The 14,447-nt window shown below is 61.2% G+C and carries 15 protein-coding genes and 1 tRNA gene; 10 read left to right on the top strand and 6 right to left on the bottom strand.

The annotated features are described in order from the left end of the window. The first annotated feature begins 172 nt into the window (after nt 1-172). The 6 genes from AB4Y85_RS09045 to AB4Y85_RS09020 all read left to right on the top strand — a co-directional run bounded on the left by AB4Y85_RS09045 (nt 173) and on the right by AB4Y85_RS09020 (nt 5,412). Nucleotides 173-257: transfer RNA gene (locus AB4Y85_RS09045), tRNA-Leu, on the top strand. Between the two features lie 264 nt (nt 258-521). Then, entirely contained in the window at nt 522-1,397 is an 876-nt protein-coding gene (locus tag AB4Y85_RS09040) for a LysR family transcriptional regulator (RefSeq protein ID WP_441984546.1), read from the top strand. Between the two features lie 103 nt (nt 1,398-1,500). Further along, a complete protein-coding gene (gene wrbA / locus AB4Y85_RS09035; RefSeq protein WP_441984545.1) occupies nt 1,501-2,103 on the top strand; it encodes an NAD(P)H:quinone oxidoreductase in 603 nt (200 codons plus the stop codon). A 5-nt stretch (nt 2,104-2,108) separates the two neighbouring features. After that, entirely contained in the window at nt 2,109-3,788 is a 1,680-nt protein-coding gene (locus tag AB4Y85_RS09030; protein WP_441984544.1) for an amidohydrolase, read from the top strand. 11 nt (nt 3,789-3,799) lie between these two features. Next, nucleotides 3,800-4,717: a DMT family transporter gene (locus tag AB4Y85_RS09025; protein WP_441984543.1), complete on the top strand. Its 918-nt coding sequence runs from the start codon at nt 3,800-3,802 to the stop codon at nt 4,715-4,717. 29 nt (nt 4,718-4,746) lie between these two features. Beyond that, nucleotides 4,747-5,412 (top strand): DsbA family oxidoreductase, encoded by a 666-nt coding sequence (locus AB4Y85_RS09020; RefSeq protein ID WP_441984542.1) that lies wholly within the window; start codon nt 4,747-4,749, stop codon nt 5,410-5,412. Nucleotides 5,413-5,942: 530 nt separating this feature from the next. On the opposite strand, the gene AB4Y85_RS09015 is transcribed toward AB4Y85_RS09020, so the two are convergent. From AB4Y85_RS09015 to AB4Y85_RS09005, 3 genes are all read right to left on the bottom strand, one after another. Continuing rightward, nucleotides 5,943-6,260 carry a cupredoxin domain-containing protein gene (locus AB4Y85_RS09015; protein ID WP_441984541.1) on the bottom strand — a complete coding sequence of 106 codons (318 nt, stop codon included), beginning with the start codon at nt 6,258-6,260 and terminating at the stop codon, nt 5,943-5,945. A gap of 15 nt (nt 6,261-6,275) precedes the next feature. After that, the gene (locus AB4Y85_RS09010) at nt 6,276-6,827 is read right to left on the bottom strand and encodes a DUF4142 domain-containing protein (protein WP_441984540.1); all 552 of its coding nucleotides are present in this window, start codon (nt 6,825-6,827) and stop codon (nt 6,276-6,278) included. A gap of 102 nt (nt 6,828-6,929) precedes the next feature. After that, the gene (locus AB4Y85_RS09005) at nt 6,930-7,619 is read right to left on the bottom strand and encodes an RNA polymerase sigma factor (protein ID WP_441984539.1); all 690 of its coding nucleotides are present in this window, start codon (nt 7,617-7,619) and stop codon (nt 6,930-6,932) included. Between the two features lie 168 nt (nt 7,620-7,787). Between AB4Y85_RS09005 and AB4Y85_RS09000 the strand changes: the two genes are divergently transcribed. The 3 genes from AB4Y85_RS09000 to AB4Y85_RS08990 all read left to right on the top strand — a co-directional run bounded on the left by AB4Y85_RS09000 (nt 7,788) and on the right by AB4Y85_RS08990 (nt 11,641). Next, a complete protein-coding gene (locus tag AB4Y85_RS09000; protein ID WP_441984538.1) occupies nt 7,788-8,261 on the top strand; it encodes a VOC family protein in 474 nt (157 codons plus the stop codon). Between the two features lie 189 nt (nt 8,262-8,450). Further along, nucleotides 8,451-11,279, top strand: a complete 2,829-nt coding sequence (locus AB4Y85_RS08995) for a PAS domain S-box protein (protein ID WP_441984537.1) — start codon at nt 8,451-8,453, stop codon at nt 11,277-11,279. Continuing rightward, nucleotides 11,276-11,641, top strand: a complete 366-nt coding sequence (locus AB4Y85_RS08990) for a response regulator (protein ID WP_441984536.1) — start codon at nt 11,276-11,278, stop codon at nt 11,639-11,641. The genes AB4Y85_RS08995 and AB4Y85_RS08990 overlap by 4 nt, the downstream gene beginning before the upstream one ends. A 40-nt stretch (nt 11,642-11,681) precedes the next feature. Here AB4Y85_RS08990 and AB4Y85_RS08985 read toward each other — a convergent pair whose 3' ends face one another. Continuing rightward, on the bottom strand, nt 11,682-12,365 hold the full coding sequence (locus AB4Y85_RS08985) for an HWE histidine kinase domain-containing protein (RefSeq protein WP_441984535.1): 684 nt from the start codon (nt 12,363-12,365) through the stop codon (nt 11,682-11,684). A gap of 11 nt (nt 12,366-12,376) precedes the next feature. Beyond that, on the bottom strand, nt 12,377-13,135 hold the full coding sequence (locus tag AB4Y85_RS08980; protein WP_441984534.1) for a Crp/Fnr family transcriptional regulator: 759 nt from the start codon (nt 13,133-13,135) through the stop codon (nt 12,377-12,379). 314 nt (nt 13,136-13,449) lie between these two features. Between AB4Y85_RS08980 and AB4Y85_RS08975 the strand changes: the two genes are divergently transcribed. Continuing rightward, complete coding sequence (locus AB4Y85_RS08975; RefSeq protein WP_441984533.1) at nt 13,450-13,953, top strand: CopG family transcriptional regulator; 504 nt, start codon at nt 13,450-13,452, stop codon at nt 13,951-13,953. Between the two features lie 18 nt (nt 13,954-13,971). On the opposite strand, the gene AB4Y85_RS08970 is transcribed toward AB4Y85_RS08975, so the two are convergent. Further along, nucleotides 13,972-14,379, bottom strand: a complete 408-nt coding sequence (locus AB4Y85_RS08970; RefSeq protein ID WP_441984532.1) for a hypothetical protein — start codon at nt 14,377-14,379, stop codon at nt 13,972-13,974. Between the last annotated feature and the right edge of the window lie 68 nt (nt 14,380-14,447).

The following is a 14,447-nucleotide window of genomic DNA, read 5'->3' as shown; positions in this document are numbered from 1 at the left end:
GGGCCCTGCAAGGGACCGTCTCCTCAAGGACTTGGCCGTGATTTTGAAATGTCTCTAGTCAAAGCCCGTTCCCCTGTGAAGGGGCCTTGCGACCAAGAAAGCGCATCGGAAGCGTTTTCAGCGATTGACGGCGCCTGAGAAGCATCTTAAACGAACCCTCGCCGAAAGGCATGCCCAGGTGGCGGAATTGGTAGACGCACTGCTTTCAGGTAGCAGCGGGTAACACCGTGGAGGTTCGAGTCCTCTCCTGGGCACCAACAACACCCTAAGGTGTTGATCCGCTAGAGACTTCAGATAAATCAAAGGCTTGAGACTGCCCGAGTGGTTCACACGGGTGGTGCAAATGCATCAAGCAGGCAGCTCGCAAGCCTCATCTCTCCCTGGATTTCAGCCCATAAAAGACAATCTTCCGCTGGGTGCCGTTGTGTCTGAAGACCGGCGCGTAACAACCCTGGAAAAACCTGCTAAGAAGCAGGAACACTATCCAGCCTTCAGCGGAAAACATGGACCATTTAGGAGCGATGCGCTCATTCAGGCGCGTGATCGAGCGGGGCAGCTTCAGCCGGGCGGCTGAAGAGTTGGGGCTGTCATCGGCGGGCCTTGGCAAGCAGATCCGGTGGTTGGAGGAGCGGCTGGGGACCGTGCTGATCCAGCGCACGACTCGGCGCATGGGCCTGACGGAGATGGGGCGCGCCTATTACGAGGAATGTTGCCGTATTCTCGATGAGCTTGACGAGGTGGAGCGTTCCATCTCGGCCGATGCGGCCCATGTCTCGGGTCGCCTGCGGGTCAATGCGCCCCTTTCCTTCGGGCTGACGGTGCTCTCGCCGATCCTGCCGGATTTCATGGCGTCTTACCCCGACCTCAAGATCGATCTTACTCTTGCCGATCATCTTCTCGACGTGGTGGGTGCCGGTTTCGATGTGTCGATCCGCGTGCGCTCGGAGCTTGCCGACTCGTCGCTGATCGCGCGCAAGCTCGCCGATGTCGACCAGGTCATCTGCGCCGCTCCGGCTTACCTGGAAAGGCGGGGAACGCCTCTCTCTCTCGACGATCTTCACCGCCACGACTGTCTCGCCTACACCCTGGCCGACAATCCAGGCGCTTGGCATCTCAAAGGCCCTAGGGGCGAGACCAGCATCGCCGTTCCCGCACGGCTCTCCGCCAACAACAGCATCATGTTGTGCGACATGCTTCTGGCCGGAATGGGCATTGGGGCGCTGCCCTCCTTCATCGCCAAGCCGCAGATCGACAGCGGGGCCCTCGTGACTGTGCTGACGGATCATGAATTTCCGCAGCGCCATGTCTATGCGGTCTATCCCACCAGCAGGCATCTCCAGCGCAAGGTTCGCGTCTTCCTGGATTTCCTGGCCGATACGTTTGAGGCGTGTCTCTAAAGGACTTTTTACCGCCAGCTAAAAGTTTTGTGTCTGGAGCATCGTTTATCGCGAATGAGCTCCGTGGTTCTTATCGTGCATCTTTGCAGTTGAGGATCCAGCGATGGCCAAAGTTCTCGTTCTTTACTATTCCACCTATGGCCATATCGAAGCCATGGCATCCGCCGTAGCCGAGGGCGTGCGCTCCGTCGATGGCGCCGAAGTCGTTCTGAAACGCGTTCCCGAGCTTATGTCCGATGACGTCGCTCGCGCGGCGGGCGCAAAGCTCGATCAGGCTGCACCGATTGCATCGCCCAACGAGCTCGCCGATTACGACGCCATCATCTTCGGCACGCCGACCCGTTTCGGAAACATGGCCGCGCAGATGCGCAACTTCCTCGACCAGACCGGCGGTCTGTGGGCGCAGGGAAAGTTAATCGGCAAGGTCGGTTCTGTCTTCACGTCCTCCGCCAATCAGCACGGAGGCCAGGAAACCACCATCACCTCCTTCCACACGACCCTGTTCCACCACGGCATGGTGGTGGTCGGCCTGCCCTACAGCTTCGCGGATCAGATGGGCATCGAGGAGGTGAAGGGCGGCTCGCCCTACGGCGCAACCACGCTGACCGGCAATGATGGCGCGCGTCAGCCCAGCCAGATCGATCTCGCCGGTGCCCGTTTCCAAGGCAAGCACGTGGCCCAGATCGCCAAGAAGCTCCGGGCTTAAACGCCATGCGCCGCGCATTGATCGGATGCCTTGCCGTCCTCGCGGCTGCTTCAGCCTCGGCTGATTCTGGCAAGGAGAAGACCGTTCTCTACCGCAATGCCAAAGTGCTGACCGTCGATGCGGCGTTCGGCACCGCGCAGGCGCTGGCGGTGCGCGGCGACCGTCTTCTCGCCGTCGGCTCCGAAGCGGAGGTGACGGCGGCGGCAGGGCCCGATGCCCAGACCGTCGATCTCGAAGGCCGGACTGTCATCCCGGGGCTGATCGACAACCACGTCCATGTCATTCGTGCAGCGGCCAGCTGGGCTGAAGAGGTTCGCCTCGATGGGGCGGCAACGCGCGAAGAAGCGCTCGAGCGTATTCGCCGCAAGGCGGCGATCACGCCGAAAGGGCATTGGATCTACAGCCAGGGCGGGTTCACGGATGCGCAATTCGGCGATGGGCGCGTGTTTACCCGAGCGGAATTGGACGAGGCGGCTCCCCATCATCCGGTCTATCTCCAGCACATGTATAGCCATGGCTATATCAACCTCACTGCTGCGAAGGCCGCCGGGTTGATGGGGCCTGCAAGCCACATCTTCGCTGAAACAGGTGAGATGCCTGCGGGCGAGGATGGACTTCCGCTCGGTGCCATTGCCGGCCGTGCCATGGATTTCGTCATGCGCAAGCTCCCGCCCAAGACGGCGGAGAAGTCCTTAGCCGGCGCCGAGGCCGTCATGCGCGACCACGCCGCAGTTGGTCTTACATCCATCTTCGACATGGGTGGCTTTGGAATCCGGGATGAGGATTACACGCCGTTCGCCACGCTCGCGACAGCGGGCAAGCTCCCCATTCGCGTGTTTCACACCCGCTGGTTCCGCAATGACAACGGTTCGCGCGGCAAAGAGGCGTTCGCGCGCGAATTGCGCGAGATGAAGCCCTTGTCAGGTTCTGCCCATTTTCGCCTGATCGGCGCGGGCGAATTGATTTACATGCCGGTCTTCGATTCCATCGGTCAGCCGGGCTCTCCTCTTCCGGTCCATCTCGACGAATTCGAGAAAATTCTGCGCGCCCTGGCCAAAGCCGGATGGCCGATGCGCATCCATGCGGAAAGCGACGTCACGATCTCCCAGCACCTCGACCTCATCGAGAAGATCGCAAAGGACACCCCCGTTGCGCATCTGCGCTGGACCATCGAGCACGGCGATACGATTTCGGAAGCATCGCTCAAGCGCATGAAGCCGTTGGGCATGATGGTGGCGCTGCACAGCCGCCCTGTCGTTTTCGGGCTCCGCCGCCTTCGCGCCCTCGGCGAGGAATCGCTCGGCATGCCGCCTCTCGGCCTCGTTAACAAAAGTGGGATCCCATGGGGAATTGGTTCCGATTCCGTCATGGCGAATGTCTACAATCCGTTTGTGACGCTCTGGTGGGCTGTCACCGGAAAAGCTCTCGATGGTGCTCTCGTCACCCGGCCACCCCTGTCGCGCAAAGACGCATTGATCGCCCATACCCGTTCGAATGCTTACCTGCTCTTCTCCGAGAACGATCTCGGAACGCTTGAGAAAGGCAAGCTCGCCGATTTCGTGGTGCTGTCCGAGGATTACATGAGCGTGCCCGAAGACCGCATTCGTCACATCAAGCCAGTGATGACGGTGGTTGGGGGAAAGGTCGTTCATGACGCCCGTGTCCCTCAACAGGCCCAGCAGTGAAGGAACGCGCAATGACTGCCGTCGCCGCTCCCTTGTCGCCTTCCGCTTCTCGCAATTCCGGCGCCATTGCCCTGCTGATCGCCACGGGCTGTGTGTTCGGCGCGATGTTCCCACTCGGCCGGATGGCTGGGCAGGCAGGTGTCGCCCCGTTGGCGTGGACGCTTTCCATGATGCTGGGCGGAGGGCTGATTCTGTTTGTGACGACTCTGCTGCGTAGACAGATCGTCCCCCTGTCGCGGTCGCACCTCAGCTACTATGCCGGTGCGGGCCTGCTCTCGATGGGCCTTCCCAACTTTGTTCTCTTCAGTGTCATGCCGCATCTCGGCGTCGGTTTGTCATCGGTGGTCTATACCCTGCCGCCGATCCTCACATTGACCTTCGCGGCTGTTCTGGGAATAGAAAAACCGGGATTCCGTCGCAGCATCGGCATCGCGCTTGGCTTTGCCGGTGCTGTCATGATCGTCAGCCAGCGCAGCAGCCTGCCGTCGCCCGATCTTTACGGCTGGATGCTGTTGGCTCTCACCATTCCGGCATCGGTTGCGGCAGGCAATATCTTTCGCACGCGCTTCTGGCCCGTGGGCTCGTCGCCGCTTGCTCTGTCGGCGGGAACGATGCTGGCGGGCAGCGGGTGGGTTCTGCTCATTGTCATCTTTAAGGGCCGCGCGGAAGAAATCCTGAGTCTTGCTGCAACCCCGGTGTTGGCTCTTGTCCAGGCGGCGCTGAATGCGCTTCAGTTCCTCATGTTCATGCGCCTGCAGAAAGCTGCGGGGCCGGTCTATGTCAGCCAGATCGGCTATGTGGCGACGGCGGTCGGCCTTGCCTCCGGCGCACTCGTTTTTCGCGAAACCTATTCGATCTGGATCTGGGTCGCGAGCGCCACCATCGCGGCAGGCGTCATCATCGTCAATTCAGCGCAGAAACGCGCCTAATCATTCTCTCGACAATTCGGAGTTCGACCATGTCCAATCCCGTCATCAGAATCGATTTCTATCACGATGTCGTCTGCGGCTGGTGCTTCGTCATCGCACCGCGCCTGCGCAAGCTCAGCCAGGAACTGCCGCTCGAAATCCGCCACCGCAGCTTCGTGCTGCAGGATTCCCGCGAGGAAATGGTGCGCGCCTGGGGTTCGCTGGAGCGCGCGAAGCGGGAGATCCTTGGTCACTGGGAGCGTTGCCGAGAGGCGGATGACGACAAGAGCCGCATCAATGTCGAAGGCATGTGGAAGCAGACCTTCGAGTATCCGTCCGGCATGATCGGAACGCTCGGTTGCAAGGCTGCCGAGATCCAAGGCGGGCAGGCCGCGCATTGGGACATGTTCGATGCTGTGCAGCGGGCTCACCTGACCGAGAACCGCAATATCGGCGATGCAGGCGTGATCACCGACGTGGCCCGGGAGATCGGCCTCGACATGCCGCGCTTCGAATGCGATCTCCACAGCGCCTATACCCGCCAGAAGGTCGAGGAAGACAGAGCCAAGGCACGCAGCCTCGGCATTCGCTCCATTCCGTCCGTGGTGGTCGAGGAGGCGGGCGTCGTCCTGGGTACTGCGCCGACGGAGGTTCTGCGAAGCCAACTCCTGTCCATCCAGGAGCGTCTTCGTGCGGGCGGCTCCGCTTCGGCTTAGATATTCAGGAGGATCCGCTGATGATTCTGGCAAAAACACTTGCGCTAGGCACATTGCTGTTCCTGACAGCTTGTTCGGCTCCGCGCGAACGTCTTCAATATGATAGACCGGCGGGCCCTCGGATCGATCCGCCTGCGGCCATGCCGCCAGCCCAAACGCCTCGACGCTGGCCAGCTTATAGTGTCGATGAATATGGAAAGGTTCTTTGCTGATCCATGGAGGGGGGAGACCTTACCGACCATTGCCGCTTCCCATGACACAGCGGCGGTCCAAGGGAGTGTCGCAAACACTTCCAGTCGGGAGCTCGTAAGCTTTTTGATTTTACTTGTTAAAGGAGGGGATTGTATCAATCCGCTCCTGGTACCATCCCTTCTCTAAGGGATTGATGCACGAAGAATTCCAACAAAAAACAGCGACTTCAGGTTGCCCGAGCGGTGCGCACGGGGTCCGGATCGACTTTTCGATGTCGGTCCTTGGTTACTCTTGAGGCATTATCGTTCGATCTTGGTCCGGGGATCCGTCGATACCTATCAGGGTTCCACAATGATGGTGCCTGTCATGTTAGGGTGATAGCGGCAGATGTAGTCGATGCGCCCGATCGCGTTCATGGCCATTCGCCCGTTTTTCCCCGGCCGGATGTCGACCTCCCAACTCCTGTCCTTGGCGGTTGCAGTATGCGCCACGATATCCTGGTTGTCCCATTCCACGGTATCGCCGACATGCACCGTGACTTGCTTCGGCTCATAGGCGATTCCCTTCATGAGGATCGGCTGCGTGGTGCCGACCGGAAATGCCGGGCTGCCTGGCATTCCCAACGCAACCGCAACCAGAATGGCAAGTTTGCGCATCGGTCGTTCTCTTTTTTATTCAGTCAAAGCACCGGTCCGGGCGGGCAGGCTCTTGACGAGGTGTTCGGCGTGCTGCTCGTGGCCCTGGAAGATCTTGAGCCCGGTCGAAAGCAGGTCCTTCAAATCGCCATTGCTTGCGCCTGGAATCAGGGTGTTCTGAAGGGCGCCGTTGACCTGCTGATGGTAGGCAACCTCGTTCTGGGCATAGGCTTTGTCGAAGGCCGCTCCCTTCAGTGCGTTGAGCTCTTTGCGCTTCGCCTCGGCCTGCTGCATGAGCGAGCGGCTGGTGTCGTTGTCCTCCGGCTTGACGTTCAGCTTCTTCACCAGGGCGAGCGCTTTTTCATTCACCGCCTTGTGGTCGCGGACCATGTCGTTGGCGAAGGCCCGAACTTCCTTGTTCTTGGATTGCTTGAGAGCGAGTTCGGCCGCTTGGATGTCGATCTGTCCGGCCGTGTAGGCGATATGGGCGATCTGAGGGTCCGTGAGCTTGGCGGCTCCTTGAGCCATCGCGCCGTAAGGGACGAGGCAAAGGCAGGCACCCAACAGTGTCATGCGAAGCTTAGTCATCGTGATCTCCCTTGGTTGGTGACGGACATGCCGGTGCATTGGATGCAGCAACCCTCAGAAGGTTCCCGCTGCGCAGCAACAAAGATCCGGCGCGTGAATTTTTTAAAGCTCCAGCCTTTGCATGACGTGCTGCGTAACCCGGTTGCAGCGAAGTCCATCGAAGGGGAAGGCATCCTTCACCGTTGCCACGAAGCGGGCCTGAAGCGCCTTCTGCAACAGCCGCCGGGCGCGGTGGAGCCGTGTCTTCACCGTCTCAGGGCGGATGCCGAGATGCGAGGCGGTTTCCTCGACGCTCATGTCCTCGAGCTCGCGCATGATGAACACCGACCTGAAAGTTTCCGGCAATTCGTCGACCGCCTGCTCCACGATCCGGCGCAATTGTGCCCGGCCTGCCTCGGCTTCCGGGTCCTGCGAGGCGTGAGTCTGCGCGAACGGCAGGATCTGCGCTTGAGTGCCTTCCATCCGCTCCCACTGGCTCAGCTCGACGATATCCTTGCGGCGCCGCAACCGCCCCAAGGCTTCATTGAGAGCGATGCGCGTCAACCATGTCGACAGGCGGGCCTCGCCTCGAAAGGCATCGAGATGCGCGAATGCCTGCAGATAGCTCTCCTGGACCACATCTTCGGCTTCGATGTCATTGCCCGTGACCCCGCGGGCCACGCGATAGAGGCGGCGGTTATGGCGCTGCATGATGATCCTGAAGGCATCGGGATTGCCTCCCCTGGCCTGCGAGACGAGACCTTCGTCATCCAGAGCTGAGAGATCGGAAAGCGTTGCTGTTGTGCTCGGCATCGGGCACCTGCCATGTCCATTTTTGGATGCAGGGAGGCGCCGAAAGGTTCCCGACCTCACCGGATGAGCAGCATCCTGATCTTGACTATCGATGATATCAATCGAGGTCAGAGGCTGTATGGTGGGAAAGGAGTCCGCCTGCAGGTATCAAAGCAAAAGGGATGCACAATGGCAAAGAATACGATCTGCCTCTGGTACGACAAGGATGCCGAGGCTGCCGCACGGTTCTATTCCGAGACCTTTCCCGACAGCGCGGTTCTTGCCGTGCATCGTGCCCCCGGTGATTATCCGTCCGGCAAGCAAGGTGACGTCCTGACGGTCGAATTCACGGTTGCCGGAATTCCCTGTCTCGGCCTCAACGGAGGTCCCGCGTTCAAGCATGACGAAGCCTTCTCGTTCCAGATCGCCACCGACGATCAGGAGGAGACCGATCGCTACTGGAATGCCATCGTCGGCAATGGAGGCCAGGAAAGCGCGTGCGGCTGGTGCAAGGACAAGTGGGGTATATCTTGGCAAATCACGCCACGAGTCCTGACGGAGGCATTGGCAGCCGGCGGCGATCAAGCCAAGCGGGCCTTCGAGGCGATGATGGACATGAGGAAGATCGATGTCGCCGTGATCGAGGCAGCGCGGCGCGGTTGATGCTTTCGTGACCACGGGAGCGAAATCGCCTGCGGCACGACATTGCCGCGGCCCCGCAAGACAGGACACCCGATTGCAAGCACCTTAAGAGCGATCGGGCGTTATCTCCAAGGTCGAACGCTTGAGCGCGGTCTCATGAGGGATGAAGCGGTACCACAAGGGAGAGTATGGCCTGAGGGCGATGGCGAGATGGCCCGGCGCATCCGTGCGCATGACTGGACCGCGACGCCTCTCGGGCCAGTTGAGGCGTGGCCGCAATCGCTGCGGACGGCGATCGACATTCTCCTCTCGTCGGGCTTTCCCACCATCGCGCTCTGGGGGGAGGATCTCGTCCAGATCTACAATGACCGCTACCGCGACCTGATGGGCTTCAAGCATCCGGCGGGCCTGGGTCAACCGACGCGGGAATGTTGGCCGGAAGTCTGGCACATCAACAAGCCGATCTATGAGCGGGTCTGGGCCGGCGAGACGCTGACCTTCGAGGATGCACTCTTTCCCATCATCCGTTCCGGCCGGCTGGAGGATGCCTGGTTCACGCTGACCTACGGTGCTCTTCGGGATGATGGGGACCGGGTCGCCGGCGTGCTGGTCAGCGTATTCGAGACTACCGAGCGTGTCCGAACCGCTCTCCGGCTCCGCGAGAACGAGGAGCGGCAGGCCTTCCTGCTCAAGCTCTCGGATGCGCTGCGCGCAATCGCCGACCCGGTGCAGATCCAGGAAGAAGCCCTGCGGCTTCTCGGCGAAAACCTCGAAGCCGGCTGGGTGTATTACGGCGAATTCGACGCCGACGTTGCGCACATGATCGTGCGCGCGGATTACCGGCGTGGGGACGAACCAAGTCTGGTGGGCTCCTGTCCGGTTGCATCGTTCGGCATTCTCCAGGAGTTAAGCGCAGGGCGCACGACGGTCATTCACGACACCCTGAATTCCCCGATCTTCAGCGAGGCATCGCGCGCGCAGTGGGGTTCTCGCGGCATGCGCTCGGTCATCGCCGTCCCGATCATGAAAGACGGGACGTTGATTTCCGCGCTGGCCGTGGCCGACACAGAGCCGCGGGATTGGACCCGGGACATAGCCTCCATCGAGGAGACGGCTCAGCGCACCTGGGCCGCTGTCGAGCGCGCCCGGGCCGAGATGGCGCGGCGCGAGAGCGAGAGCCGGTTTCGTGCCCTCGCCACGGCCGGTGCCTACATGATGTATCGCATGAGCGCAGACTGGAGGCACATGCACCAGCTCGAAGGCCGTGATTTTCTGGCCGATACGACCAGTCCGGTCGAGAACTGGGCAGACACCTATCTCCTGCCGGAAGACCAGCCCGAGATCTTTGCCGCCATCGATCGGGCCATCCGAACCAAATCGCTGTTCGAACTGGAGCATCGCGTCCGGCTCGCCGATGGCGGGGTCGGTTGGGTTCTATCTCGCGCGGTGCCGATCCTCGGACCGGACGGAGAGATCGCCGAATGGTTCGGCGCCGGCAGCGATGTCACGGCGAAGCGAGAGGTCGAGGCCAAATTGCGCGAGGCGGAGGAACGGCATCGTGGCGAACTCGAGCGGCAGGTTAGGGAACGCACGGCGGAGCTGAAGGCGAACCGCGACCTGCTTCAGGCGACCATGGACGCCTCGACCGACATGATCCAGGTGTTCGAGGCGATCCGTAACGGTTCAGGCGAGATCGTCGATTTTCGCTGGGTTCTGAATAACCACACATCCGAAAGCAGGTACGGCAAAGTCGAGGGGGAAAGCCTGCTCACACGCAACCCTGGTGTCGTTCAGGAAGAAATATTCGATACGTTCAAGCGAGTGACTGAGACTGGCGAGCCGGGGCAGGCCGAGCGGTACTACATTCACGAGCAGTTCGACGGATGGTTCTATCAATCCGTCGTGAAGCTTGGCGATGGAGTGGCCACCACCACGAAGGACATCACCGAATGGAAGCAGGCACAGGACGAGGTCCTGCGATTGCAGGAGGAGATCGCCCAGGCCAAGCTGCGTGAGAGCGAGGAGCGGTTCCGTCTGATCGTCGAAAGCGCGCGCGACTACGCGATCTTCACCACGGACCTGAACGGCATCATCACGGAATGGCCGCCCGGCGCCCAGGCGGTGCTCGGCGGTACGCCCGACGAGATGGTGGGCCGCAGCATGGACATGACCTTTCTGCCTGAATACATCTCGAAAGGCGATCCGGAACATGAGCGGAGGGAGGCGCGCGAGAAAGGTCACGCCCCGAATGTGCGCTGGCATCGCCGGATCGACGGTGCGCGCGTCTTTATATCCGGTTCGACGCGGCTTCTGCGCGACGCCAAGGGCCTGCCGGTCGGATATCTGAAGATCGGTCAGGACATCACGGAGCGCAAGCGTTCCGAGGAGGCCTTGCGGGAGAGCGAGGAGCGGCTGAAGGTTATGGTGGCGGAGCTCCAGCACCGCACCCGCAACCTGATCGCGGTGGTCCGCTCCATCGCACAGCAGACGATGGCGATGACCGGTCCGAGCGAGGAATTCCGGGAGCAGTTCTATGATCGCCTAGCGGCCCTCGCCCGCGTGCAGGGATTGTTCTCACACTCCGACGAGGGGCCGATCACGATCGAGACGCTGGTGCGCATGGAACTCGACGCCCTCGGTGTCTTGCAAGAGGCCGGGGACCGGATCGAGATTGTCGGACCGCCGGTACCCATCCGCCCTTCGGTCGTTCAAACCCTGGCCCTGGCGCTGCACGAGCTTGCCACGAATGCACGCAAGCACGGCGCACTGGCGACCAAGCGCGGGCGGCTTCGGGTTGCCTGGCTGGTCGAGGATGGAAACGGTGAAGGTTGCCGCCTCCGGCTGGAATGGGTGGAAAGCGGCACCGCATTGACGAGCGAAGCCGATTCTGCCCGGCGTGGATATGGCCGTGAGCTGATAGAGCGGGCGCTGCCCCACACGCTCGGCGCCAGGACCTCGTATGAACTGAATGCGGATGGGGTGCGTTGCTCGATTGATATGCCTTTGGATAAGCGTGAACGGCAACACAGGAGACAGTGATGACCGGATCCGAGATCCTGGCGAGACGAAAGGTTCTTATTGTCGAGGACGAGTATTTCATTGCGGACGATCTGGTTCGGGCTTTCGAGGCACAGGATGCGCAGGTCGTAGGGCCGGCGGCGAGCATCGACGATGCCCTCGGCCTGATCGGTGAGACCGAAGATCTCGATGGGGCGATTCTCGACGTGAATCTGCAGGGCGAGATGGCCTATCCCGTGGCGGATGCGCTGCTGGCCCGAGGCGTCCCTTTCGTCTTCGCGACAGGCTACGACAGAGCTTCGGTTCCGGAGCGATACAGGCACATCACGCGCTGCGAAAAGCCGGTCGATCCGTGCAAGGTTGCACGGACACTTTTCGCCTGAGGCGAAAGACCATTGCAGGAAGGCCTAGGATGAAAAAAGCCTAGGATTCTGCAGCTGTCCCGATCCGCTCCGAAAGGGGGAAGCGGATCGTGCAGCGCAGCCCATCGGTCTCGAATGTCAGCGACGTGTCGGCCTTGAGTTCGTAAAGAAGCGTCCGCGTGAGCACTTCCGTCCCGAACCCATGGCGGGATGGCTCGGCAATGGCCGCCACGTCCCATTCCTTCCAGACAAGCGACAGTGAAGCATTGGGGGCTTCGCCTGAAATGCTCCAGCTGATTTCGATCCGTCCGGTGCTGCTGCCGAGAGCCCCGTGCTCGATCGCATTCACGGCAAGCTCATGCACCGCCAGCGCAAGAATCTGCCCCGCCTTGGGCTGCAGATTCACGTCGGGTCCGGAGAGCAGCACGCGGTCCCCTTCCGATGCCCCATAGTGGAAGAGTTCGTCGGAGAGAAGCGTGTGAAGCTCGACAAACCCGCGCGCGTCTGCGGTGGCCTGGATGCGCACGAGGGTATCGAGGCGGTCCTCCAGATGGCCCACATAGGCATCGAGATCGCGGTTGGTCGCGGCGGACCTGCGGATGATCGTGCGCAGCATCGCCACCGTGTTGCGCAGCCGATGCCGGAGTTCCCCCGGTGCGTCCCGCTGGTCAAGGAGATGACGCAGACGCCGGTTGTCTGCTTCAAGCTCGGCGATGCGGGCCACCGCAGTGATGTCTTCTGCCATAAGTTGCCTCGTCACTCGCGCGGATCAACGATCCGCCCTGCCATCGGTTCAGAATGAAACAGAATACTCGTGTGAAGGTAGTCCGCGTCGAAGAACGAGAGTTCCCGCAATCCCTCTAGGTTCTGAAGAGTTAAGCTGCGGCCTCGCAGCGAGATCAAGCCCGTCAATCTCAGCTCCTGAAGGGAGCGGTTGACATGCACCGTCGACAGCCCGAGCACATCGCCGAGATCGGCCTGCGTGACGGGCATATCGAAGCTGAGCCCGTTGACGAGGCCAACCATTTCCAGGCGAAGATGCAGCTCGCAGAACAGGTATCCCAATCGCTCGGTCGCCGTCCGCCGTCCCAGGCTGACCACATGTTCGCGCTCGATTGTCGATGCAACCAGCAAGTCCCACCAGAAGGCCTCGTTGATGCGCGGGTTGTGCCGCACGAGGCTGCCGATAGCGCTCAGGGGCACAAGGGCAGCAGTGACGGGTGTGAGTGCCGCAAGCGGTTGGTCCATGAAGCGCGGCAGCACGCCGAAGGGCTCGCAAAGATCGCCTGGAATGAAGAGCGAGATGATCTGCCGTTTGCCGTTCGGCAGAAGCCTGTAGCGGCAGGCCCAGCCTTCGACGATCAATGGCAGGAAGCGCGACGAGCTGCCCTCCGGAATGATGTCTCCCCGTGCACTGACGGTGCGAACCGGCTGGGCCAGACGCGTCAGGATCACCTCGTCCTCACGGGTCAGCCGCGCGCCATGGCGGAGTTTGCGCACGAAGGGATGATCCATACTCTCCGTCCTCCTCCCTACAGAACTCGGAAGGACGATGGTTTGCTCCGGATGGCGTTTGCCGATGCATGGAATCTGATCGGTCCGGCAAAGCTGCGACCCGGCCCAAAATCGGGCTTGGCAGTTGAAAGGAGCCGCTATCGTCCAAGGCCGGCCCTGTTCAAGCCAGCCTGTCTTGACGATGGAGGAGACACCGCTCACCCGGCGTACCTCTCCGGTTCCTGAGCAGGCGCTTTTGAAGAGCAAAAGCTCTTAGGGTTTGACCCATCTCGGCTTTCCTGTGAACGTTCTGCCGTACGCTGTCGGAGGGTATGATGACCATCAGACAGGCCTTGCTCTTCGCCTTGATCTGCGGAACCGGAGGCGCGTTCATGCCGCCCGCTCATGCCGCAGCCTTCACCTGTCCAGATACATCTACGGTGACCACGACTGGCAAGACTCAGGCGATCGACGGCCTTTATGCCGGCGCTACGGATGCCGATGCGGGCAAGCGGCTTGGAGAGCTCATGACGGACCTGCGCAAGAGCGGCCTGAAGCCTTCCATGATCGTCGATCATCTGGTCGGCGCTTATTGCCCGCTTGTCGCAGCCGATACTTCACTCTCGGATGCGCAGAAGACGAACCGGGTCCGACGATTCGCGCAGCAGGTGACAGGCTTGGCCTATATGCCGTCGGAAACGGATGAGGTGGACGTTCTCGTGCAGACCACCCTGGCGCCGGAACTGCTGACCCAGATCGATCAGGCCGCAAAGCGGGGCGGCGTTTCCCGCGATGAATGGATTACGCAGGCGATCAAGCGGCAACTGACGGCGCCATGACAGGGCGAGGTCGCCGCCTTATTCGGCGCCGGGATCCATCGGCTGACCATGAATACGAACCCGGCCGTGAGGAATCTCATCGGCTCGGTCGACGCCGGCCATCTTGGCCCCCTCCCATCCTTCCGCGCGCCACAAGCCCTGCTGCTCGTTGAGATCGAGCACGCCCTCCTGGTCCAGGATGCTTACGACCTCATCGATATGCGGTGCGCCGCACTTTACGATGACAACGGTGCCGCCACGGATCACGCCCTCGGTGTAGGCGTAGGCATCGGCCCGCGACAGACCATCGTCCTCCAGGAGAGGAGCCAGATTGTGCGGCGTTGACCAGATGTCGATTTGAGCTCTCGGGATGCCGGCCTGTTCCAGGCGCTGCGCGGCGGTTATGGCATGGAGCTCGCTACGGAAGAGGGAAGTGACAGTCTTCATTGAGCCGATCTCCTGCAAAGCTGGGCGGTGTCGAACTCGTGGCGAAAACAAGCCTGAAGTTTATCACG

Origin of the sequence: Microvirga sp. 2YAF29 (assembly GCF_052114605.1) — a bacterium.
GTDB lineage: Bacteria > Pseudomonadota > Alphaproteobacteria > Rhizobiales > Beijerinckiaceae > Microvirga.
The sequence above is the reverse complement of the archived record's forward strand: the minus strand, read 5'-3'. Positions and strand labels throughout refer to the sequence as shown.

Coding starts and splice junctions, on each gene's coding strand:
- AB4Y85_RS09040 (WP_441984546.1), top strand. CDS start 522: ATGCGCTCATTCAGGCGCGTGATCGAGCGGGGCAGCTTCAGCCGGGCG.
- wrbA (WP_441984545.1), top strand. CDS start 1,501: ATGGCCAAAGTTCTCGTTCTTTACTATTCCACCTATGGCCATATCGAA.
- AB4Y85_RS09030 (WP_441984544.1), top strand. CDS start 2,109: ATGCGCCGCGCATTGATCGGATGCCTTGCCGTCCTCGCGGCTGCTTCA.
- AB4Y85_RS09025 (WP_441984543.1), top strand. CDS start 3,800: ATGACTGCCGTCGCCGCTCCCTTGTCGCCTTCCGCTTCTCGCAATTCC.
- AB4Y85_RS09020 (WP_441984542.1), top strand. CDS start 4,747: ATGTCCAATCCCGTCATCAGAATCGATTTCTATCACGATGTCGTCTGC.
- AB4Y85_RS09015 (WP_441984541.1), bottom strand. CDS start 6,260: ATGCGCAAACTTGCCATTCTGGTTGCGGTTGCGTTGGGAATGCCAGGC.
- AB4Y85_RS09010 (WP_441984540.1), bottom strand. CDS start 6,827: ATGACTAAGCTTCGCATGACACTGTTGGGTGCCTGCCTTTGCCTCGTC.
- AB4Y85_RS09005 (WP_441984539.1), bottom strand. CDS start 7,619: ATGCCGAGCACAACAGCAACGCTTTCCGATCTCTCAGCTCTGGATGAC.
- AB4Y85_RS09000 (WP_441984538.1), top strand. CDS start 7,788: ATGGCAAAGAATACGATCTGCCTCTGGTACGACAAGGATGCCGAGGCT.
- AB4Y85_RS08995 (WP_441984537.1), top strand. CDS start 8,451: ATGGCCCGGCGCATCCGTGCGCATGACTGGACCGCGACGCCTCTCGGG.
- AB4Y85_RS08985 (WP_441984535.1), bottom strand. CDS start 12,365: ATGGCAGAAGACATCACTGCGGTGGCCCGCATCGCCGAGCTTGAAGCA.
- AB4Y85_RS08980 (WP_441984534.1), bottom strand. CDS start 13,135: ATGGATCATCCCTTCGTGCGCAAACTCCGCCATGGCGCGCGGCTGACC.
- AB4Y85_RS08975 (WP_441984533.1), top strand. CDS start 13,450: ATGACCATCAGACAGGCCTTGCTCTTCGCCTTGATCTGCGGAACCGGA.
- AB4Y85_RS08970 (WP_441984532.1), bottom strand. CDS start 14,379: ATGAAGACTGTCACTTCCCTCTTCCGTAGCGAGCTCCATGCCATAACC.